Origin of the sequence: Vibrio sp. 10N.286.49.E11, assembly GCF_041469505.1 — a bacterium.
Classification (GTDB): domain Bacteria; phylum Pseudomonadota; class Gammaproteobacteria; order Enterobacterales; family Vibrionaceae; genus Vibrio; species Vibrio crassostreae_C.
Genome location: NZ_JBFRKQ010000079.1, coordinates 38,094 through 60,082, shown reverse-complemented (window position 1 = coordinate 60,082; position 21,989 = coordinate 38,094). Strand labels below are relative to the sequence as shown.

Annotated in this window: 19 protein-coding genes; 5 read left to right on the top strand and 14 right to left on the bottom strand. The window is 45.1% G+C overall.

Annotated elements, in window-relative coordinates; genetic code table 11:
• Nucleotides 1–37: 37 nt before the first annotated feature.
• Together glnG and AB4167_RS18855 are read left to right on the top strand one after the other, a co-directional pair.
• Complete coding sequence (gene glnG, locus AB4167_RS18860; RefSeq protein ID WP_017059224.1) at nucleotides 38–1,441, top strand: nitrogen regulation protein NR(I); 1,404 nt, start codon at nucleotides 38–40, stop codon at nucleotides 1,439–1,441.
• A gap of 108 nt (nucleotides 1,442–1,549) precedes the next feature.
• Complete coding sequence (locus AB4167_RS18855) at nucleotides 1,550–4,132, top strand: EAL domain-containing protein (protein ID WP_372136901.1); 2,583 nt, start codon at nucleotides 1,550–1,552, stop codon at nucleotides 4,130–4,132.
• An 83-nt stretch (nucleotides 4,133–4,215) separates the two neighbouring features.
• Here AB4167_RS18855 and hemN read toward each other — a convergent pair whose 3' ends face one another.
• The 5 genes from hemN to AB4167_RS18830 form a co-directional block, all read right to left on the bottom strand.
• Nucleotides 4,216–5,607: an oxygen-independent coproporphyrinogen III oxidase gene (gene hemN / locus AB4167_RS18850; RefSeq protein WP_102332593.1), complete on the bottom strand. Its 1,392-nt coding sequence runs from the start codon at nucleotides 5,605–5,607 to the stop codon at nucleotides 4,216–4,218.
• 284 nt (nucleotides 5,608–5,891) lie between these two features.
• Entirely contained in the window at nucleotides 5,892–6,380 is a 489-nt protein-coding gene (locus AB4167_RS18845) for a DUF2489 domain-containing protein (RefSeq protein ID WP_017060164.1), read from the bottom strand.
• A gap of 6 nt (nucleotides 6,381–6,386) precedes the next feature.
• On the bottom strand, nucleotides 6,387–6,944 hold the full coding sequence (gene yihI / locus AB4167_RS18840; protein ID WP_017060163.1) for a Der GTPase-activating protein YihI: 558 nt from the start codon (nucleotides 6,942–6,944) through the stop codon (nucleotides 6,387–6,389).
• A complete protein-coding gene (locus AB4167_RS18835; protein WP_010433503.1) occupies nucleotides 6,944–7,582 on the bottom strand; it encodes a class I SAM-dependent methyltransferase in 639 nt (212 codons plus the stop codon). Before AB4167_RS18835 ends, yihI begins: the two co-directional genes overlap by 1 nt.
• Nucleotides 7,583–8,139: 557 nt before the next feature.
• Nucleotides 8,140–8,757, bottom strand: a complete 618-nt coding sequence (locus tag AB4167_RS18830; RefSeq protein WP_012602993.1) for a cytochrome c — start codon at nucleotides 8,755–8,757, stop codon at nucleotides 8,140–8,142.
• Between the two features lie 148 nt (nucleotides 8,758–8,905).
• Here AB4167_RS18830 and yihA point away from each other — a divergent pair, with 148 nt between their 5' ends.
• Together yihA and AB4167_RS18820 are read left to right on the top strand one after the other, a co-directional pair.
• The gene (yihA, locus tag AB4167_RS18825; RefSeq protein ID WP_017060162.1) at nucleotides 8,906–9,565 is read left to right on the top strand and encodes a ribosome biogenesis GTP-binding protein YihA/YsxC; all 660 of its coding nucleotides are present in this window, start codon (nucleotides 8,906–8,908) and stop codon (nucleotides 9,563–9,565) included.
• Nucleotides 9,566–9,783: 218 nt separating this feature from the next.
• Nucleotides 9,784–10,383 carry a GTP-binding protein gene (locus AB4167_RS18820; protein ID WP_017060161.1) on the top strand — a complete coding sequence of 200 codons (600 nt, stop codon included), beginning with the start codon at nucleotides 9,784–9,786 and terminating at the stop codon, nucleotides 10,381–10,383.
• Between the two features lie 507 nt (nucleotides 10,384–10,890).
• Here the strand turns inward: AB4167_RS18820 and polA are convergent.
• The 3 genes from polA to hemB all read right to left on the bottom strand — a co-directional run bounded on the left by polA (nucleotide 10,891) and on the right by hemB (nucleotide 15,933).
• Nucleotides 10,891–13,689: a DNA polymerase I gene (gene polA, locus AB4167_RS18815; RefSeq protein WP_372136900.1), complete on the bottom strand. Its 2,799-nt coding sequence runs from the start codon at nucleotides 13,687–13,689 to the stop codon at nucleotides 10,891–10,893.
• A gap of 688 nt (nucleotides 13,690–14,377) precedes the next feature.
• Nucleotides 14,378–14,812, bottom strand: coding sequence for a GNAT family N-acetyltransferase (locus AB4167_RS18810; protein ID WP_029236436.1), 435 nt, complete (start codon nucleotides 14,810–14,812; stop codon nucleotides 14,378–14,380).
• A 77-nt stretch (nucleotides 14,813–14,889) separates the two neighbouring features.
• Complete coding sequence (hemB, locus tag AB4167_RS18805; RefSeq protein ID WP_104216338.1) at nucleotides 14,890–15,933, bottom strand: porphobilinogen synthase; 1,044 nt, start codon at nucleotides 15,931–15,933, stop codon at nucleotides 14,890–14,892.
• 208 nt (nucleotides 15,934–16,141) lie between these two features.
• Here hemB and AB4167_RS18800 point away from each other — a divergent pair, with 208 nt between their 5' ends.
• A complete protein-coding gene (locus AB4167_RS18800) occupies nucleotides 16,142–16,903 on the top strand; it encodes a TatD family hydrolase (RefSeq protein WP_017063053.1) in 762 nt (253 codons plus the stop codon).
• A 288-nt stretch (nucleotides 16,904–17,191) separates the two neighbouring features.
• On the opposite strand, the gene tatC is transcribed toward AB4167_RS18800, so the two are convergent.
• From tatC to ubiE, 6 genes are all read right to left on the bottom strand, one after another.
• A complete protein-coding gene (gene tatC / locus AB4167_RS18795; protein WP_017060156.1) occupies nucleotides 17,192–17,947 on the bottom strand; it encodes a twin-arginine translocase subunit TatC in 756 nt (251 codons plus the stop codon).
• 148 nt (nucleotides 17,948–18,095) lie between these two features.
• Nucleotides 18,096–18,503 (bottom strand): Sec-independent protein translocase protein TatB, encoded by a 408-nt coding sequence (gene tatB / locus AB4167_RS18790; RefSeq protein WP_017060155.1) that lies wholly within the window; start codon nucleotides 18,501–18,503, stop codon nucleotides 18,096–18,098.
• 3 nt (nucleotides 18,504–18,506) lie between these two features.
• Nucleotides 18,507–18,761, bottom strand: a complete 255-nt coding sequence (tatA, locus tag AB4167_RS18785; protein WP_017060154.1) for a Sec-independent protein translocase subunit TatA — start codon at nucleotides 18,759–18,761, stop codon at nucleotides 18,507–18,509.
• Between the two features lie 53 nt (nucleotides 18,762–18,814).
• Nucleotides 18,815–20,449, bottom strand: coding sequence for a ubiquinone biosynthesis regulatory protein kinase UbiB (gene ubiB / locus AB4167_RS18780; RefSeq protein WP_017065813.1), 1,635 nt, complete (start codon nucleotides 20,447–20,449; stop codon nucleotides 18,815–18,817).
• Entirely contained in the window at nucleotides 20,446–21,051 is a 606-nt protein-coding gene (locus AB4167_RS18775) for an SCP2 domain-containing protein (protein WP_102320565.1), read from the bottom strand. The genes ubiB and AB4167_RS18775 overlap by 4 nt, the downstream gene beginning before the upstream one ends.
• Nucleotides 21,052–21,149: 98 nt before the next feature.
• Nucleotides 21,150–21,929: a bifunctional demethylmenaquinone methyltransferase/2-methoxy-6-polyprenyl-1,4-benzoquinol methylase UbiE gene (gene ubiE, locus AB4167_RS18770; RefSeq protein ID WP_026012235.1), complete on the bottom strand. Its 780-nt coding sequence runs from the start codon at nucleotides 21,927–21,929 to the stop codon at nucleotides 21,150–21,152.
• Nucleotides 21,930–21,989 lie beyond the last annotated feature (60 nt).

Here is a 21,989-nt window from a genome sequence, read left to right as displayed (position 1 = left end):
ATTATCACAATAGATTTGGCTGCAAAGGAATTGAATTATGAGTAAGGGATACGTTTGGGTCGTCGATGACGACAGCTCTATCCGCTGGGTAGTAGAGAAAACACTTTCATCTGCGGATATTAAGTGTGAAACATTTGCTGATGCTGAGAGCGTGTTGCTTGCGCTTGAGCGCGAGACACCGGACGTATTGGTGTCTGACATTCGCATGCCCGGCATTGACGGGATTGAGCTGTTGCATCAGGTTCATCAACGCTCTCCCGACCTGCCCGTGATCATTATGACCGCGCACTCAGACCTTGATGCGGCGGTGAATGCTTATCAAAAAGGCGCCTTTGAATATCTTCCAAAGCCGTTCGATATTGATGAAACACTGACTCTAGTCGAACGAGCGATCGCGCACAGCCAAGAGCAGAAACGCGAACAAGCCAGTGAGGTCGCTGAAGACACCAACGCACCAGAAATCATCGGTGAAGCACCGGCAATGCAGGAGGTTTTCCGAGCGATTGGCCGTTTGTCTCGCTCATCCATATCCGTGCTGATCAATGGTGAATCGGGTACCGGTAAAGAATTGGTCGCTCACGCTCTGCATCGTCACAGCCCAAGAGCTAAGAAGCCCTTCATTGCCTTGAACATGGCAGCAATCCCCAAAGATCTGATCGAGTCTGAACTGTTTGGCCACGAAAAAGGTGCCTTTACCGGTGCTAACAGCGTTCGCCAAGGACGCTTTGAACAAGCCAACGGCGGCACCCTATTTCTGGATGAGATCGGTGACATGCCACTCGATATCCAAACTCGCTTGTTGCGTGTACTTTCTGATGGTCAGTTCTATCGTGTCGGCGGTCACTCTGCAGTTAAGGTAGACGTTCGTATCGTTGCCGCAACCCACCAAGATCTTGAGCGCTTAGTGCATGAAGGCGACTTCCGTGAAGACCTTTTTCACCGACTCAACGTTATCCGAATCCATATCCCGGCACTTCGTGAACGTAAACAAGACATTGAAAAGCTGACTCATCACTTCCTAGCATCCGCCGCCGAAGAGCTCGGTGTTGAAGTGAAGACACTGCATCCTGAGACCATTTTGAAGCTCAACCAGCTCAATTGGCCGGGTAACGTGCGTCAGCTTGAAAACATTTGTCGTTGGCTTACCGTGATGGCCAGCGGCAGCGAAATTCTTCCTTCAGACCTGCCACCAGAGCTGCTAGAAGAAAAAGTGGTGACCACCTCAGGAACTGGAGATAACTGGCAACAACTGCTCGCTAATTGGGCAAAGTGTGCGCTTGATTCAGGAGAAAAAGAGCTGCTAACTTATGCTCTGCCAGAATTTGAACGTATACTGCTAGAAGCTGCACTCCACCACACTAATGGTCATAAACAGGATGCAGCTAAGGTTTTGGGATGGGGAAGAAACACCCTAACTCGTAAACTCAAAGAACTGTACTAGACCTTATATGATTCTCGATGCAGCTACTTTTTAACCAAAAAAGTGTCGCTTGGTTTGAATAGTGTCGGTACAATTACAGTACACTATTCACCAAAGTTGTAGCTAAAGATGTCTTTGAAAACACAAATTACTTTGAGAACCGCAGTGGTTCTGCCATTCGTGATGATTTTTCTGTTCACTATGGGTGTAATGGTTTTCACTCAAAAGCTAAGCTACAAAGAGATGGTGAGTGATGTTAGTGCACGCCAGCTGACATCACTGACTGACAATGTTCATCAAAGCCTGTCTAATTTTTTAGAAAAGCCATTTCACGCCAACCTCTCGCTCAGCCATAACATCGGCTACCACCATCTTTATCAAGCAGGCAATCTTAGTAAGGTCCAAGACTATATTTTTTATACGTTTTCAGACCATTACACTGCTGTACCTCAACTCGATGCGATCGGCTTTGGTTCTGAAGATGGTAACTACGTCGGTTTCCGCAAAGAAGCCAACAAAGGCTACACCTTGATGGTGCAAGACGAACGCACCAATGATCAGCTGGTCATTTACCGTGGCAGCAAAATTAGTGAAGACATTCGATCGGTGATTTCAGGTTACGATCCTAGAATCCGTCCTTGGTACACACCCATTGCGACACAGAAAAAACCGTTATGGTCACCAATTTATGCCAATGCTGACGAACGTCAAGAAATCACCTTATCTGCTCTAGCGCCTATCTATGATGATAATGAATTCAAAGCCGTCGTAGTCAGCGACATCAAAATCAATACCTTCAATGCGTTTCTCAGAAAGCTCAAAGATAGAACGGATGCCTCTGTTTACATCATCGATAAGCAGCAACGCTTGGTCGCGCACTCAGGCGGAGGCAGTGTCGTTTCATGGGGCACAGGACAAACCAACAAAGGGCAACGCAAACTAGCAACAGAGAGTGCTAATCCAGTCATACGTGAGAGTGCTAGCTACGTAGAGCAATTCCACCTAATCGAGAATTTGGGCGAGCAGCGCTTTAGTTTTAGCCTAGACAACGAACGCTACTTCAACCAAATCACCCCATACGAAGATGAGCACGGGCTCACGTGGTTTATTGGGGTGTCGATCCCTGAAAGCAATCTGCTCGGTGAATTGCCAGAAAATCAAAGAAACAGTTGGTTGCTTGGGCTAGCACTGAGCTGCATTGGGGTCATTGCAGGATTAATTGCCTTTAATCGCGCAACCCAACCCATCACCTCGACAGCGGATGCGGCAAAACGCCTTGCTAAGGGCGATTGGGACGCGAGCATGCCAAAAACAGGGCATATATATGAAACCAGCATGTTGGTCGAGTCATTCAATGAAATGACCAACAACTTAAAGGCTTCGTTTCATGCATTACAGTCTCAACTTACCTATGACTCATTAACCAAGCTATACAGCCGTGAAGGCTTTATTGACGCTGCCAAGAAACACCCCGACAACGAAAAAGGCACACTATATTTGATTGGTATTGATCGCTTCCGAGACATCAATGACAGCCTAGGTCATTACAATGGCGACCAGCTACTTATCATTGCGGCCGCTCGTTTAAGAGGCACACTGCCATCCGAATACCTACTAGCTCGCACTGGTGGTGATGAGTTTGCCATCTACGCGCCAAACGTAACGCAAAGCGATGATGTTCAGCTGCTGACTAACCGCTTACTTCAAACCTTCGCTTCCCCATTTTCAATGGAATCAGAAAGTGTCGTCATTAAGGTATCGATGGGCGTCGTCGGTGTATCTAACGTCCACGACATTGCGCTATTGCTGCGTAGTAGTAGCATTGCTTTGAGCAACGCAAAACAAGACAAAGCTAGTGTCAGCATTTACAGCCCTGAGATGGGTAAAGCATCAAGACATCGCACTAAGATGCTGGCGCGGATGAACCGAGCGATTGAACTTCAACAGTTCGAACCCTTCTATCAACCTATTATTGATCTAGAATCCGGATCGACCATTGGGGCTGAAGCTTTAGCACGCTGGATAGCCGATGAAGGCGTAATTTCACCACTCGAGTTCATTCCTCTCGCGGAAGAGAGCGGGCTCATTGACGATATCGGCAAGCAAATTCTACATAAGTCGTGTCGAGATACTGCCATCGCGATTGAATCAGGAAAGTGGAGCAAGGACTTCTCTATTCACGTTAACCTGTCGGTCGATCAACTGAGTGAAAGTGGCTTTGTGGAACAAGTAAAAGGCACGTTGCGAGACACAAATCTGCCAGCAAGCAACCTGACACTAGAGATCACCGAATCACGCATCGTCGACAACGACCCGACCATCATCGATAACATGCTGACTCTAAAAGCACTAGGGATATCAATTGCGATTGATGACTTTGGTACCGGCTATTCGTCACTGGCTTACTTACACAAACTGCCATTCGACTGCCTTAAGATCGACCGCAGCTTTGTCAGCAAACTTGATAAAGAGAACCTAGATAGCTCCATCGTCGCGGCCATCGTTAACATCACTAAGGGCTTCAAAGTAAGCTTGGTGGCAGAGGGCGTTGAAACACAGCAACAGGCTGAACTTCTCAAGCAGCTGCAGTGCCCGCTTGCTCAAGGCTTCTTATACAGTCGCCCAGTTCCGTTTGACCAATGGCCTACCGACCTCATCAACTCCAAGCAAAGTGCCAAGGTCAAACAAAATACCACTGAGAGTCTCACCTAAACCAGGCAGAAATCGAATGAGTCAGATACAAAAATGCCAGCATGATGCTGGCATTTTTTATTGTTCTATTCTCTATCGAGCGATTAGATAACGCGAGAGAATTGCTGCTGGCGAGCCTTTGCACGTAAGTATTTATCAAAACACATACAGATGTTACGGATCAGCAAGCGGCCACGCAGAGTAACGCGGATTTCTTTGTCATCGACTTCAACCAAATCATCGTTGATGAAGGTTTGTAGAAGCTCTAAATCTTCTTTGAAGTAGCGATTAAAGTTAACCGAGAACTCAGATTCGATCATTGTTTTATCAAGCTTGAAGTTACAAATCAGCTGCTTGATCACTTCACGACGTAGAAGGTCGTCACTGTCTAGAGCAACACCTTTCCAAAGTGCATGACGCAGGTCATTCACCTGAGCGTAGTACTTCTTCAGCTCTTTCTGATTTTGTGCGTAAGCATCACCAACCATAGAAATCGCAGAAACACCGAAACCAATTAAGTCAGCTTCACCTTGGGTGGTGTAGCCTTGGAAGTTACGATGCAGAATACCTTCACGCTGTGCTACGGCTAGCTCATCTTCAGGTAGTGCGAAGTGATCCATACCAATGAACTGGTAACCCGCTCCCGTTAGCGTCTCGATGGTATCTTGCAAGATAGCCATTTTCTCTTTCGCTTCAGGTAGATCTTCGTCTTTAATCTTACGCTGCGCCGCAAACAGCTGAGGCATGTGTGCGTAGTTAAATACCGATAAACGGCCCGGCTTCATTTCTAACACTTGCTTCAATGTTTCAGCGAACAAAGCTTGAGTCTGCTTTGGTAGGCCGTAGATCAAATCAAGGTTGGTTGAACGGAAGCCTAGCTCTTTCGCACGTTTAACCATCGCAATGATGAACTCTTCATCTTGCTCACGGTTAACCAGTTTCTGCACTTCTTTATTGAAGTCTTGCACACCAATGCTCAGGCGGTTGAAGCCTTCGTTACGCAGGTGGTCAAGTACGTCTAGCTCAATCTCACGCGGGTCAACTTCAATACTGATTTCAGCGTCAGCAGTGAAATTAAATTCCTCACGCAGAATCATCATCAAGCGAGTAATTTGTGTTTTGGTCAAGAACGTTGGCGTACCACCACCGAAGTGCAATTGCGTCACTTCACGGCCATTCAACAAAGAGGCGCGCTGGCGGATTTCATGTTCAATCACATCAAGGTACTCATCCGCTTTATGCGAGTGACGAGTAATGACTTTATTACAACCACAGTAGTAACAAAGCTTATGACAGAACGGGATATGCACGTAAAGAGAGAGTGGACGCTCAGGGTACTGAGTACACGCCATGTCGTAATCAGCGACGGTAAACGCTTCATGAAACTCCAACGCTGTTGGATATGAAGTGTAACGAGGTCCCGAATAGTTGTACTTGTTTAAGATCTCTTGATCCCAAACGATTTGCTGATTCGTTGTTACTGGCTTGCTCGACATAGCGGTAATTCCAATTTAGATCCGCGAGAACCTAAGGTCTCTCAAATCATTTTACATACATTAAAATATAGACGGGTTATTTTGCCACACGACCAGTAAGGTCGTTCCAAGACAAAATCAATTTTTCAGACAAAAACTCAGAACTGCTAGCTTGATCACTAACAAAGCGTCGGGATTAACGAGACGCAAAAGGTAAGAAGGCTCATTTAACACTATCTATAAAGATAAGGTGTCTCAAGAACACCCTGTATTAAACAAGCCTCTATTTTAAATAGTCTTAGCGACTAGATCATCTGAATGTTGATTTGGTTGTTGAGAGGTTTAACCTTCTCTTGCAACCTTTTCAGATCTTCAATGACCGCATCATTCAAGCGAGTCTCTGCCTTATGGCGCGTGAGATTCTGCTGCATGCGCTCTTTCTTCGTCAGTTCCTGTCTTGCCTCTCCGCGAGCCATATCTTTTACGATATGGTACAGCTCAGAAAGAGCAGGATACTCAGAATCAAAATCGACACGCTCATCACCCTGAACATTATCCATAATGATACACACTCGGATACTGATCTCAGGTAAGTCACATTGCCCTTGAATGCCCGCTAAGCACAAAGTATTTACGTTTTCGTAAATCGTCGCGTTGCGTTTTTCAATGGCTAGTGCTTGATGCTGCTTTTGCAACTCCGTCTGCTTCTTCACTTGAAGTAGAAGGTAACCTGCGTAAGAGCCCAAGCCGAGAATGATAATTCCACCAGCAATTGCTAATAAGGTTACGTTCACTGGCTATTAACCTTTAAAGCTGTCTAAATCGAAATCTTCGAATTGAGATAACAAGTCTTCGTCAGAGCTCGCTTTCTTCTTAGAGGCAACCGGTGCTTCTTCGAAGATCTCTTCTTCATCGTCTTCTGGCTCTAGTAGACCTAAGCGTCCCATTAGGTGTTCGATACGATCAAGTTTCTCATCAACAAACTTCTGTAGACCAGCACCTAGGTTTTCACCATTTTCGATACGATCTAGGAGTGTGTTCAGTTGAGCGTCATTCTCAAGCATCTCTAACTCTTGTTCGTTAGATAGCTTGCGCTCTTGTTTAGTCGGCTTCTTCGCTGGTTCAACGATCAGCGGAATTTTTTTCTTGCTGCCTAAACGTGGATCACGAGCTTGTGCAGCTTTACGCTGTTTTGCTTCGCTACCATCTGAGTGACGGCTGCCAGACTTAAGGCCTTTACGCTTTTTAACACGCTTACGTTCACGACCTTCAACATCAGATTCACTACGGTTACGAGTAACCATAGGCTCCGGAGCGCCAAGTGCTCCCGGCTTTCTTGATTTCTTACTACGACCCATTACTGCACTTTCCTCAGTAAAATTACATCATTTCCAAAAAATTCTAGTTCGAGCTTATCCCGCTCTGCCAAAAACTGGAATGTTTGACGACTAAAGAAGACGACATGTGTCGGGTCATTCTTGTAGTGCCAACCAGCAAACGCGTCTACGTCTATTACTAGTTTAGTCATAAGACCAATCCAGCCCTTGGGTTTAACTAAATTCAACCATTGCTGCCACACTTTGTCTGGGTGGTAAAGATGCTCTATCACCTCCGTGGCAGTCATAAAGTCATACGTTTTTTCCAACACAGAGGGTTCTGGGTGGTAATAGATATCGTACAACTCCATGGTGTGTCCGGCTTCTTCTAACATAATAGATAGCGTAGGGCCTGGGCCACAACCAAAATCCAACCCGTGTGAGTTAGATGAAATTTTGTCTGTTAGAGGATCTGCGATGCGAGATAAAAAACGGCGATAGCCTGCATCACTAGGATCGTTCTCATGGAGATCATAGTGTGCTTTTTCTTCTTTTGCTTCTAACCTTTGTTCAGGTTTAACAAATACCAGTTCACATTGCTGACACTGCAGATAAGCTCTGCGTTTGTCTTCAAAATAGTGATTCACGCCTTGGTGATGGCATAAGGGACAAGTATACATAGCACATCCTTAAACAGGGATGCGAAACATACCAGAAACTGAGTTTATAGTGGAGAGGTATTGGGTGTTTTTTCATCAAATCAATAAAAAAAGCGATAGGAAAACCTATCGCTCTCTAAATCTGCCTATATCGGCCAAAATTTGCATACTCAACTTGGTACACAAATCTCCATTTGTTATTGGTGCTTTCCATGCCAAATTTGTTTGTTGTTCATCGTCCTGATGAGTTTTGGCTATCCTTTTCTAACACCTTGTTGCTGGGCTGTCCTAGCCTGATCCATTTCTGTCTATACCGTTAGACTAGATGATCATCCATATCTAAGTCAGCTCCTAGCTGATGGCGGTTACTTTACCGTGTTACAAAAAGACTACAAGAGTGCGACTTCACACTTTTGTACACAAATCGATCACACATTGATAAATCAGACATAAACACAAAACGCATTAATAAAACCAATACAAAAGAAAACGCCCCGACCATTACTGATCGGGGCGTCTCTTCAATCTCGCTCGAACGTACATTCCTTTACTCTGGCTAAGAGCAAGAAACCGACAAATTAGTGTAAACCACCAACGTACTTCGATAAGGTATCAATATCAGCGTCTGTTAACTTTTTAGCTACATCACGCATCATCGCATTCATGTCGTTATTACGGTCACCATCGCGGAATTTTTCAAGTTGAGCCTTGATGTAATCTGCGTGCTGACCTGAAATCTTAGGGAAACCAGAAAGTTCGGTACCATTACCACGAGGGCCATGACAAGCAATACACGCCGTTACGCCGCGTTCTGCGTTACCCGCTGTGTAAAGAACCTTACCTTCATCTACTACATTTTCAGGAGTAGAGTTACTAGAGATAGGTAGAGAGGCGTAGTATGCCGCTAGGTCAGCCATATCTTCTTCAGATAAAGGCATCGCCATTGCACCCATTACAGGTTCGTAACGACCTTGCTTACCACCACTTGTCATACCTAGCTTAAGCTCTTTTAACTGCTTCTCTAGATACTTCTCATGTTGACCAGCCAGCTTAGGGTACTGAGTGATCAAGCTGTTGCCGTCAGCACCGTGGCAGGCAACACATGTTTGTGATTTGGCTTTACCAGCTTCAATACTACCTTGAGCCCATACTGAGCAGCTGGCTAAAAGACTCAAAATTAGCGCTAATTTCTTCATGACATTCCATTATAATTATCAAGCTTCCAGTACCACTCTATGTTGCCACTCATGGTACAATAGGCGACCTTATGCCGAGCACGGTTATTTTACACAAATTCACAAAAAAGTAATCAATCGACTACACAAAGTCGAGATGGAGTTAACAGTGAGCGTAAAAATTCATTATCAAAACACGCATTTCATTACCAGTGCACCTGATATTCGTCATTTACCAGAAGACGAAGGGATCGAAATTGCGTTTGCAGGACGCTCCAATGCTGGTAAATCTAGCGCGCTAAATCGCGTTACAAACCAAAAAAGCTTGGCGAAAACCAGTAAAACACCCGGTCGAACTCAGCTAATCAACCTATTTAAGGTAACGGACGGTTGTCATATCGTCGATTTACCTGGATATGGCTTTGCTCAAGTACCACTTGAGATGAAGAAAAAATGGCAGAAGTCGCTAGGTGAATACCTACAACGACGTGAAAGCCTGAAAGGTTTAGTGGTATTGATGGATATCCGTCACCCAATGAAAGACCTTGACCAACAAATGATCTACTGGGCTATCGATAGCCGCATCCCAGTACAGGTTTTGTTAACAAAAGCAGACAAACTGAAAAGTGGTGCGCGTAAAGCACAGCTACTGAAAATCCGTAACGATGCAAAATCTTTCGGTGGTGATGTTGCGGTTGATGTCTTCTCTTCAATGAAGGGCATCGGCGTTGACCAACTGCGTGCCAAGATGGATGAGTGGTTTGCGCCTGCGCTTGCTGATCAAATCATTGATGAGTTAGCAGACGAAGAGCACAACGACTCAGAGTAGTTCCTCTACTTATCGCTATAGGTTAGAGCACTTACAACACGTGATTTAGCCTTATCAATGCCCCTCCTTATATAGGTGGGGTATTTTTTTGCCCAAAAATGAGTGAGTTAAGCCTAAGTTTTTAGTGTTAAAAATCGGATTTAGCCACTAAAACCAATAGAAGTGAACCATACTAAAAGACACATCTAAATAATCAGAACAATGAGAAAGGAATACTCATGTGGAAAACACCATTGGCCATCATTGCACTTATGTTGGTCTCACTGACAGGGTTTGCCTCTGAAGCAGAACAAGAACAAGCCCCACTGATCAATGTCGATATGACCTTAGACCTCGATGGCATGGAAAAGTACGCCCAAGACGCGAGTGAGTCTCTTGAGGTGATATCGCAATCTTTGCAAGCGATAGTCAACAACCCCAACCTAAGCGACGACCAGCAACAAGCCCTCAATCAAACGGTTGAAAGTATCAATAAGCTTGCGAGCTCCACCAAGACATCACTCAATCAACTGCCACAAGCCTTAGACCAATCTCGACTCGCCTTTAAACAAACCAGTCAAATGCTGTTGGATGACATTCAGACCAAGATCATCATTGCGCTGGCGGCCGTTATCGCCGTCATTATTATCGCTTTGACCGCTATCTATCTGCTTATCCTGAAACCCATGCAGCAAACCTTGGTAAAAGCGACCAACAATATCTCTTCGATGGCACAATCCATCCAGATCACCGCCGAAGCACTGAAATACAGCACCGAGAAACAACAGAAAATCATGGATTACATTGAGCATTCACCGACTCAATACACTGATAAATAAGGCGTGATCCATCAATCCTTTATCGATAACTTGTAAAATAAAAGTTATTTCAAGTGATAAAACAATCGACTTAGAGACGGATTTAAATTACCAAAAGCTGATCGAATTTCAGATCTAAGGCAAATCAGGGGTTTATCACTGTGCTTGAGAAAGTGTAATAAAAGGCACTAAAAATGAGAGGTTTTACGGGGGAATGATAGGTTGGAAATATTTTTCTTTCGCACAAGAAAAAACGCCCCAGTCAAATACTGACTAGGGCGGCTGAATCAGCCTAATCCAATAACGTGAAACAAAAGGTCTGAAAGATAGAACATCTTACCTCTGTACCCTACGAGATTTAATGTACAACAATTGCTCAGAAATGAAAACAACTTTTGTAGTTTTTTTTCATGAATGTTTTATTAAAACACCTAAATTCTTATTACGACTTAACTTTATTTGAGACAAAAAAAAGCCAGTGTTTGTGCACTGGCTCATACTAATTTGCTTATTAAGGTCAAAAACTGATTAGTGGGCTTGATCCCAGTTGTCACCGTGGCCAGCTTCCGCGACAAGCGGCACTTCTAGCTCTGCAGCGGATTCCATCAATTCTTGTACTTTACTTTCAATTTCGGCTAAAGATGACTCTTCCACTTCAAACACCAATTCATCGTGTACCTGCATAAGCAGTTTTACACGACCATCGCCTTCCGCTTGAATCCACTCATCCACCAACAACATCGCTTTCTTAATGATGTCAGCCGCTGTGCCTTGCATTGGCGCGTTGATCGCCGCGCGTTCAGCAGCCTTACGACGCATGCCATTACGAGATTGAATCTCAGGAAGGTGCAGTCGACGACCGTAAATGGTTTCAACGAAGCCTTGCTCTGAAGCAGCACTGCGCGTGTCTTCCATATACTGCATTACGCCAGGGTAACGCTCGAAGTAAGTGTCCATGTAGTGCTGTGCTTCGCCACGAGGAATACCCAGTTGCTTAGCCAAGCCAAAGGCACTCATACCGTAGATAAGACCGAAGTTAACGGCTTTAGCACGACGACGTTGTTCAGTGGTCACACTCTCAATATCAACACCAATGATCTCAGCAGCCGTTGCCGCGTGGATATCTTTGCCTTGTTGGAATGCTTCCAGAAGCGCTTTATCACCCGAAAGGTGCGCCATGATACGCAATTCAATTTGAGAGTAATCGACCGCTAGAATCTTCCAACCATGTTGTGCAACGAATGCTTGGCGGATACGACGGCCTTCTTCATTACGAATTGGGATGTTCTGTAGGTTTGGATCTGTTGAAGACAAACGACCCGTTGCTGTCACCGCTTGGTGATAAGACGTATGAACACGACCCGTTTCAGCGTTGATCATCTTCGGTAGTTTATCTGTGTAGGTAGACTTGAGTTTCGCAAGGCCACGATACTCAATGATCAGCTTAGGTAGCGGGTAATCAAGAGCCAGCTCTTGCAGCACTTCTTCGTTGGTTGAAGGTGCACCTGATGGCGTTTTCTTGATAACAGGCAGACCCATTTTCTCAAACAGGATCGCTTGCAGCTGTTTTGGCGAGTTCATGTTGAACTCTTGCTCTGCAATCTCGTAGGCTTTCTGTTCTAGCTCATCCAATCGAACCGCAATCTCTTGCGATTGAGCGCCTAGCAGCATGTCATCGATGAATACGCCAGTGCGTTCAATGCGAGACATAACAGGGATCAGTGGTACTTCGATTTCTTCATAGATGGCTTTTAGCTTTTCATCTTGCTCAATGTTTTCCATCAAACGGTTATGAAGACGTAAAGTCACGTCAGCATCTTCTGCTGCGTATGGAGACGCTTCACCCAGCTCAATCTGGTTGAAAGTAAGCTGCTTCTTACCTTTACCTGCGATTTGCTCAAATGAGATGCAGCTGTGCTGAAGGAAACGCAGCGCTAGGCTATCCATATCATGCTTGCCGCCAACGCTATTAAAAACATAAGACGCTAGCATGGTGTCGTGCTTGATGCCTTTCATCTCGATACCGTAGCGCGCTAAAACGCTCATATCGTACTTCAGGTTTTGACCGACTTTAGCCTGTGCGTCATCTTCAAGAATCGGCTTAAGCTGTTCAAGTACCCAATCACGGTCGAGTTGTTGAGGTGCATCTAGGTAATCATGGGCAACCGGTACGTAAGCGGCAACGCCTTCTTCGGTTGCGAATGATAGACCAACAAGGTTAGCCACCATGTAGTCCAAGCTGTCTGTTTCAGTATCAAAGGCAAACACCTCTGACGCTTTCAGTTTCTCTAGCCACGCATTAAAAGAGGCTTCATCTAAGATGGTTTCGTAGTTGCTGCGATCAATCGTCACTGCAGAGGTGTTCATTTCTACGGTAGAAGTGGTTGATGCCGTATTGCTGTGCACTGCGCCCGACTTTTCATCCGCCTCAACCACACCACTGCCACCTTCAAGTAGCTCGTTCAACCAAGACTTGAAGACCAGTTGACCATATAGCTTAATCAGCTCATCCGTGTTTGGTTGGGTTTTTACGAGTGACTCTGGTGTCTCTTCTAGCTCGACGTCCAGTTTGATCGTTGCAAGCTCATAAGACATCTCAGCGTTGTCTTTATTATCAATCAGCTTCTTAGCCATGGTTTTTGAACCACGGAAGCCAAGAGCGGCAATATCATCCAGGTTTTGATACAGCTTTTCGATGCTACCAATGCCTTGCAGCAGAGCAGTCGCTGTCTTGTCACCGACACCCGGAACTCCTGGGATGTTATCGACTTTATCGCCCATCAGCGCAAGGTAGTCGATAATAAGCTCTGGTGGGATGCCAAACTTCTCAATCACGCCTTCACGATCCATTACCACGTTGGTCATGGTGTTAATCAGAGTAACGTTGTCATCGACAAGCTGCGCCATATCTTTATCGCCAGTACTAATAAGCACAGGCATACCCATCGCAGAAGCTTGAGAAGCAAGCGTACCGATCACGTCATCCGCTTCAACGCCGGGAATAGAGATAAGTGGCAAACCCATTGCACGAATCACATTGTGCAAAGGCTCAATCTGGCAACGAAGATCATCAGGCATAGGTGGACGGTTTGCCTTGTACTCTGGGTACATGTCATCACGGAACGTCTTTCCTTTCGCATCAAAAATTACCGCAATACGATCAGAAGCAAATTGACGCATCATGCTGCGCAGCATGTTAACTACACCGTAAACAGCGTTAGTTGGGATATCACCATTGCTCATTGTGCCAGGGTAAGCATGGAACGCGCGATATAGGTAAGAAGAGCCATCGATCAGAATCAATGGATTATCAGGAATACGAGCCATAATGTTTGTGTATCCAGTAAGTACAGAAATTATCTGTTAAGAATGCCACGTCTGTTGGTTGGATTCCACGTTGTCGATCTGTATCCGTTCACTCGGTTGTGTTCGTTATAATCGATTTGTTGTTATTTTTTGTTCTTAGACGCAAGCGTTCTGTGGATAACTCTGTTTATATTATTTATCCACCCTGTTGAGAACTAAGGTTAACAACTCAAAAAACACCAATAAACAACTGAAAATAAAGAATAATTTTACAGATCGAACAGATGATCAACGATCTTTTCTCGATCTTGCGTTGTGGAAAAGAATGCTGATGGCGTTTTATTCATAAAAATACGTGCCACTAAATATGCATCTTGTTGAAATGGTAGGTATAAAAAAAGCGACACCCGAAGATGTCGCCTAGCAAAAACCGGTAAAGCCATTCAAATTGAATACCACAGCTTTACCTAAAAGCTATAAATTACACTGGAAGCAATGTGAGCAATGTGAGCAATGTCGTGTCAAAAAGAACTTAGTACAAGTTCGCGAGAATTCTGTTGGGTAACCAAGTAGATACTTGAGTACTTAACATCCTTGTGAACATTTCCTTACTCCCTAAGACGAAGTTAATAATAATGATTCTCATTTAATAGTCAACACTTAAATGATAATAAATCTCATTTAATTTATAAACCGTTAACAGCAGTGCTTAAATTTGCTTCAAAAAATGGATTCTATGGTCATTAATGTCTTCTTTTTCTTCAAATTTTTCGATTAGGTAACCGTTTCTCAATAACAGACGCAACATTGCAGGGAACTGGTTACGAGACTTAACCTTTAACTGTCTGTAGCCCTGCTCTTTCGCCCACTGTTCCTGAGCGTCTAATTGCGCCTGTGCAACGCCTTTGTTCCTCGCGAGCGGTGACACGCCACCAAACCAGCTGTAAAAAGTATCTTGACCCAATTCATAGCCGATCTTAAAACCGAGCAGCACGCCAGCTTCTTCAGCCACTAAAATAAGGTTCTTTTTCCCTGCTAGCCGCTCTGAAAGAGAAGAGACGCTCTCTTTTTTAGCGAACTCAGAGATCTGCTCGACCACAGACACCACTTCTTCTAAAGAACCTTGACGTACGACAACTGACATCTTATCCATCCTCATAAACGAAAGGGCTGGCACAATGGCCAACCCTTTTACTGATCACTTAAGTGAGCTCTACACGGTTACTTTTCTTTTAAGTGCTCTGCGGCTTGTGCATTGTCTTCTGCAAGCCACTCAGCCACATCTTTAGCGAAGTAAGTAAGAATGCCATCAGCACCAGCGCGCTTAAAGCACAACAGTGATTCCATGACGGTTTCGCGCTCTTTCAGCCAGCCGTTTTGAATCGCCGCTTTGTGCATCGCGTATTCACCAGATACTTGGTAAGCAAACGTAGGCGCTTGCAGTTCGTGCTTAACACGACGAACAATATCAAGGTAAGGCATGCCTGGTTTCACCATCACCATGTCCGCACCTTCATTAAGATCCATCGCGACTTCATAAATCGCTTCATCGCTGTTGGCTGGATCCATCTGGTAGTTCTTCTTGTTACCACCTTTCAGGTTCGAAGCACTGCCAACTGCATCACGGAATGGGCCGTAGTAGCACGATGCATATTTTGCAGAGTACGCCATAATCTGAGTATGAATATGGCCCGCTTCTTCTAACGCTTCACGGATCTTACCAATGCGACCATCCATCATATCCGATGGGGCAACTACGTCAGCACCCGCTTCAGCGTGTGATAATGCTTGCTTGATCAAGACTTCAGTCGTCTCGTCATTCATCACGTAACCATCTTCATCGATGATGCCGTCTTGGCCGTGAGTGGTGAACGGGTCTAGTGCTACGTCAGTAATAACGCCAATGTTTGGCACATGCTCTTTTAGTAAACGTACAGCGCGCTGCACCAAACCTTCTGAGTTATGAGCTTCAGCTGCGCATAAACTTTTAGCATCTTGGTTCACGACTGGAAATAGAGCAATCGCAGGAACACCCAGCTTTGACAGGTAATCTGCTTCCTCAAGCATGTAGTCGATCGACAAGCGTTCAACACCTGGCATTGACTCGACAGGCTCGCGGCGGTCTTTACCCATCAGGATAAACATTGGGTAGATTAGATCATCCACAGACAATTGATTTTCTGCCATTAGGCGACGGCTAAAGTCGTGCTTACGCATACGGCGCATACGGCGACCTGGGAATTGACCTTGAATTGAAACAGACACTAGATTCTCCTTGCCTAGTCTAAGCACCGAAATACTTAGATATGAAAAGTGCTAAATACAGGCAAAAGCATATCACTGATGGCTCAGGACGCTAGCAGTAAAATATGAAACCCACTCAAAAATAGGGATAAATGGCAAAAAATGACCTTCTCCTCACACTGCCGTATACTCATGACAACTCAGTAAAGACCGCTTTCAGGACAAAACAATGATCGACACCCATGCTCATATTTACGCTAGTGAATTCGATGAAGACCGCGAACAAGTTGTGCAGCGCGCACTGGCTCAAGGGATTGATACCATTCTATTGCCGAACATCGATTTAGAATCTATCGAACCAATGTTAGCAACGGAAGCGCAGTTTCCTGATGTGTGCCGTTCAATGATGGGCTTACACCCTTGTTATGTGGATGCGAATATCGAGCAAACCCTCAAAACCATTCGAGCTTGGTTTGATAAGCATGACTTTATCGCCGTGGGTGAGATTGGTATCGACTTGTACTGGGATAAAACCTTCAAGGCTGAACAAGAGATGGCGTTTGTGACTCAACTGCAGTGGGCAAAAGAGCTTGATCTACCTGTGGTGATCCACACTCGTGATTCCATTGAAGAGACACTTGCCCTACTTCGTAAAGAACAAGATGGCAGCTTACGCGGGGTATTCCACTGCTTTGGTAGCAGCTTAGAGGAAGCTCAAGCGATCAACGAGCTAGGCTTTCATTTAGGTTTAGGCGGCGTTTCGACCTTTAAGAACTCTGGGATGGACAAGGTGATCCCACATCTCGATATGGATTACGTCATTCTAGAGACAGATTGCCCATACTTGGCACCAACACCGAATCGCGGTAAACGCAATGAACCAGCCTACACAGAATTAGTAGCAAAACGCATCGCCGAATTACGCGGAATTACCCTTGAAGAAGTCGAAAACATAACCACCAAAAATGCTAAGGCATTGTTTAATTTATGACAAATCTATTAATAAGTAATTATTACGGATTTTTCCTGAATTTATTTGAGAAAGCTAAGTGACATGTATAGTATCAACCACCTGCATATAGAGGTAGTTGATTATGTGTGACCATTCACAACACTTACAACGTCAACATCGAACCCTATGGCATAAAATTTTGGGCATCAAAGAGCTCTATATATGTCAGAACTGTGGCTATCAGTTAAAGATTCGATAAACAGACATAATAAAAAAGCGGCCCTAGGCCGCTTTTTTATTATGTGATTTTTACTGAAGCATTCCGAATCAAGATTCAGCTTCTTCCTCTTCATCCGCATCTGGCTTACGCGTATAAAAGCGTGCGAAAAACAGACCAATCTCAAACAGAATACACATTGGAATCGCCAACAGTGTTTGCGAGATCATATCTGGTGGTGTCAGCATCATACCGATGATGAAAGCACCCACCACAATGTAAGGACGCTTTTCAGACAGAGATTGAGGCGTTGTTGCCCCCGTCCAACACAACAAGATAATCGCAACAGGCACTTCAAAGGCAATACCAAAAGCAAAGAACAGCGCGAGTACAAAATCAAGATAGCTTGAGATGTCGGTTGCGAACTCTACTCCCCCTAATGATATGGCCGTAAAAAAGCCAAATACCAACGGGAATACAATAAAGTAAGCGAACGCCACACCACAGTAAAACAGCAATGAACTTGAAGCCAATAGCGGCATGATCAAGCGTTTTTCATGCTTGTATAAACCCGGAGCAACAAAAGCCCACACCTGATACAAAATAAACGGAACCGCGAGGAATATAGACGCGATCAAGGTTAATTTCAGCGGTGTGAAAAATGGCGATGCAACATCGGTTGCGATCATCGTCGCCCCTTCCGGTAGACGATCTACCAAAGGTGCTGATACGAATTCATAAATATCATTAGCAAAATAAATTAGCCCGACAAATATCACTAGCACCGCGACAATCGCACGTAGTAGGCGATTACGTAGTTCTAGAAGGTGGCTAATTAAAGGCTGTGTCTGCTCAGTCGAAGACATGTCAAACCTCTTAAACAGGAAGATCGAAAAGGAGCCGCGCGTGTATCTATCCAGTTGAATTGGTATCCACTTGAATAGTTATTTACTTGAATAGATATCTATTTAAACATCTAGCGAATCAAGTATCCGGCGACTCCTCCTTGCGAGACTATTCGGCTTTCTTATCTGACGGTGCTGAAGCTTCACTGTTGACCTGAATGGTTTCAGATTCCACAGTTTCCATGACACTAGGTTTAGTCTCACTTGGCTTATCAGACTCAGGCTTAGCATACGGACGTTGAACCTCAGCAGCGGCCTGCTTGAGTTCATCGACTGACGCTTTAAGGTCTGGAGATAAATCTTCCATACCCATTTTTTCCGCCTTGCGTAGGTTTTCTTGCAGCTCTTGCACCTTAAGCTCATGAGAAAGTTCATCTTTCACACTGTTTGCCATGCTTTTCGCTTGTCCAACAAACTTGGAAATACTGCGAATCGCCACGGGCAAACGCTCAGGCCCTAAAACCACTAACCCAACGACAGATATTAATACCAGTTCCCAAAAACCGATATCAAACACGATTTACGCCTGCTCTTTGTCTTTCTTTGTTTCAGCAGTTGTTTCAGCGTGAGCTTCTGTCTTCTGCTGTTCAATATTCTTTGGTTCGAAGTCTGCATCTTTCTTATCTGCAGGCTTGTCTTCATCGCTCATCGCTTTTTTGAAGCCTTTAACCGCTGAACCTAAGTCACCACCCATACCGCGCAGTTTCTTTGTTCCGAATAGCAAAATTACAATTACAGCAATGATTAGAAGTTGCCAAATACTGATACCACCCATTGTCATTGTCCTCGGGTCTGTCTACACATAAAAATATTAAGAGAGTCTACTGTCTAACGACGGTAAGCTCGCCAACTAAGCAACCAAAATGTGACACCTGCGATGCCACAGCCCATAGATAGCTGCTCATAAGGGCTTGAAACTAATATTGCGGAGCATACGACTAAAGTGGCTCCAACGCCAAACAAAAACTTTCCAGTTGCTTGCTGACGCTTACTATCTCGGTAACCTTGATAAAGCTGATCCATTCTGTGGTTCATCGCTTTACCTTGGCGCAAGCTGTCATAAAGTAGCTCTGGCAGCTCTGGCAGTTTTTCTGCCCAGAATGGCGCACGCTCTTTTACTGCGTTGATCACAGCTTGCGGCCCCACCTGATTCATCATCCAGGTTTCAAGGAAAGGCTTCGCCGTTGCCCACAAATCAAGTTGCGGATACAGCTGACGGCCTAGGCCTTCGACATACAACAAGGTCTTTTGCAGAAGCACCAACTGAGGTTGAACCTCCATGTTGAAACGTCTTGCTGTATTAAATAAGTTTAGCAACACATGGCCAAATGAGATCTCGCCAAGTGGTTTTGCAAAGATTGGCTCACACACCATACGGATCGCGAACTCAAAATCATTGACGTTAGTGTCGTGTGGCACCCACCCCGAATCAACGTGTAGCTCAGCAACTTTACGGTAATCTCGATTGAAGAAAGCCAACAAGTTCTCTGCTAAATAGCGCTTATCTTCGCTATTGAGCGTACCAACAATGCCACAATCCAAACCAATCCACTGAGGGTTATCTGGATTCTCTGGGTTAACAAATACGTTGCCCGGGTGCATGTCTGCATGGAAAAAGCTATCTCGGAATACTTGGGTGAAGAATACCGTCACACCGCGTTCCGCGAGCAATTTCATGTTGGTGCCGTTGGCTTCTAGCGTCTCAATATCGGAGACTTGAATACCATAGATTCGCTCTGACACCATCAGGGTTTCGCTGCTTAGATCAGGGATAACCTCTGGAACATACAGCTCTTCACTGCCTTCAAAATTACGTCGCAGTTGAATGGCATTGGCCGCCTCACGGCGCAGGTCGAGTTCATCAAGTAACGTTTTCTCGTACTCGTGAACCACTTCAACCGGTTTCAAACGACGTGCTTCAGGAAGCGACTTAGCGACTATACGCGCCATTCGGTGCATCAGTTTTAGATCTGCGTCAATCACCGGGCGAATATCAGGTCGAATTACCTTCAGAACAATCTCACGACCGCTCTCTTTAAGCTTTGCGGTATGCACCTGAGCGATAGAAGCAGAAGCCAGTGGCTCGATATCAAAGTCGGTAAACCAGTTGTCTAAACTGCCACCCAACGCCTTTTCCATATCTTGCTTCGCCAGTTGACCATCAAACGGCGCAACTTGGTCTTGCAACAACGCCAACTGATCGGCGATATGAGGAGGGAACAGATCACGACGTGTCGACATCATCTGTCCAAACTTGATCCACACTGGACCAAGTTCTTGCAGCGCAAGGCGCAAGCGATGACCCAACTCTTTATCTTGATGCTTGTTCTTGAGCCAAAACAGTGACTTTCGCGCCAACAAAGGGGCTTTAGTCAGTTGGTGTTCCGGCATCAACTCATCAAGGCCGTATTCCAACTGTACCTTGATAATATGATAAAGACGTTTCAGTTCTGCTGGGGTCATGCTTTCTCCAACAGAGCGTTCAACTTAGCTTCAAGACGAGCAGCAGAGCTTTTTACGTCATCAACTTGGTCGCAAAAATGCGCGACTTCTAACGGTGCAGGTGCGATCTTCCACTCTTCAGTCAGAACTTGAGCAACATGATTTTGATGCTTAGTTGCCTGTTTTGCTACAAAGCCACCGACGTTTTTAACGCCTTGCACCAAGGTATGCGCAACCACATCACCCGTTACGCGCGATAACCACTCTTCCAAATCAGGCTTGCAGTCTGTCATCAGTTGAGCGAATTTCTGAGCCAGTTGAATATCACCTTCTAAGATCAGCTTATCTTGCTTGATCAGCTTGGTGATGTTCGATTGCTCACGCAGTTCAGGTAACACCGATAGGTTCAAAGATAGGTAGCAGTCAGGCTGCCCTTCGTATTCTGACAACACATCAATCTGTTGGCTGAAAACGAAAGTGAGTGTTTTATTCAACTCTTTCAAATTGACTTGAATGATCTGCCCCTTTAAACGAGACAAACGACGAACCAGTGCTGGATCATCGTTCACGAAAGTATTTAAAGAGGTTTCAATAACCGCGGTTACCAATGGATCAAGTGGCATGACTGTCCTTACCTTTGAAAACGGATAAGCCTTAACCTATCCGTTCTATCTTTATTCTTATTGTTTAGCACGCTCAGCGAGCCTGCTACCAAGCTCGACTAGAACTTGTAACCGCGGTGCAGCGCAACAATGCCGCCCGTTAGGTTGAAGTATTTTGTATTTTCAAAGCCCGCTTCTTGCATCATGCCTTCCAAAGTCTCTTGATTTGGGTGCATACGAATAGATTCTGCAAGGTAACGGTAGCTGTCTGCATCGTTAGCAATCAACTCACCCATTTTTGGCAACAGGTGGAAAGAGTATGCGTCGTAAACCTTTGATAGTGGCTCAAGCACTGGCTTAGAAAACTCAAGAACCAACAGACGGCCACCCGGCTTAAGTACGCGGTACATAGAACGCAGCGCTTGGTCTTTATCGGTTACGTTACGCAGACAGAAGCTGATCGTAATGCAATCGAAGTAGTTATCTGGGAATGGCAACTCTTCAGCGTTCGCTTGTACGTAGTGTACGTTGCCAACAATGCCGCTATCACGCAGCTTATCACGGCCAACATTCAGCATTGAGTTGTTGATATCAGCAAGAACCACGTGGCCTTTTTCACCAACGATACGCGAGAATTTCGCAGTAAGGTCGCCAGTACCACCACCAAGATCTAGGATACGCTGACCAGGGCGAACGCCACTGCAATCAATCGTGAATCGCTTCCACAAGCGGTGAACACCACCCGACATTAAGTCATTCATGATGTCGTATTTAGCGGCTACAGAGTGAAATACCTCTGCTACTTTCGCGACTTTTTCGTCTTTCGCGACTGTTTCGAAACCAAAGTGTGTGGTTTCTGACTCTACTGCTGAATTTGTCTGCACGCTTGTGTCCATAATGCTGTTATCTACCATGGTAAGTTCTCATCGACAGCACGCTCCGTGTTTAGAGGCGCTGCG

Excerpts from the sequence above, each read along its gene's own strand:
- glnG (WP_017059224.1), top strand. The coding sequence starts at position 38 with ATGAGTAAGGGATACGTTTGGGTCGTCGATGACGACAGCTCTATCCGC.
- AB4167_RS18855 (WP_372136901.1), top strand. The coding sequence starts at position 1,550 with ATGTCTTTGAAAACACAAATTACTTTGAGAACCGCAGTGGTTCTGCCA.
- hemN (WP_102332593.1), bottom strand. The coding sequence starts at position 5,607 with ATGTCGAGCAAGCCAGTAACAACGAATCAGCAAATCGTTTGGGATCAA.
- yihI (WP_017060163.1), bottom strand. The coding sequence starts at position 6,944 with ATGGGTCGTAGTAAGAAATCAAGAAAGCCGGGAGCACTTGGCGCTCCG.
- AB4167_RS18835 (WP_010433503.1), bottom strand. The coding sequence starts at position 7,582 with ATGTATACTTGTCCCTTATGCCATCACCAAGGCGTGAATCACTATTTT.
- AB4167_RS18830 (WP_012602993.1), bottom strand. The coding sequence starts at position 8,757 with ATGAAGAAATTAGCGCTAATTTTGAGTCTTTTAGCCAGCTGCTCAGTA.
- AB4167_RS18820 (WP_017060161.1), top strand. The coding sequence starts at position 9,784 with ATGTGGAAAACACCATTGGCCATCATTGCACTTATGTTGGTCTCACTG.
- polA (WP_372136900.1), bottom strand. The coding sequence starts at position 13,689 with ATGGCTCGTATTCCTGATAATCCATTGATTCTGATCGATGGCTCTTCT.
- AB4167_RS18810 (WP_029236436.1), bottom strand. The coding sequence starts at position 14,812 with ATGTCAGTTGTCGTACGTCAAGGTTCTTTAGAAGAAGTGGTGTCTGTG.
- AB4167_RS18800 (WP_017063053.1), top strand. The coding sequence starts at position 16,142 with ATGATCGACACCCATGCTCATATTTACGCTAGTGAATTCGATGAAGAC.
- tatC (WP_017060156.1), bottom strand. The coding sequence starts at position 17,947 with ATGTCTTCGACTGAGCAGACACAGCCTTTAATTAGCCACCTTCTAGAA.
- tatA (WP_017060154.1), bottom strand. The coding sequence starts at position 18,761 with ATGGGTGGTATCAGTATTTGGCAACTTCTAATCATTGCTGTAATTGTA.
- ubiB (WP_017065813.1), bottom strand. The coding sequence starts at position 20,449 with ATGACCCCAGCAGAACTGAAACGTCTTTATCATATTATCAAGGTACAG.
- AB4167_RS18775 (WP_102320565.1), bottom strand. The coding sequence starts at position 21,051 with ATGCCACTTGATCCATTGGTAACCGCGGTTATTGAAACCTCTTTAAAT.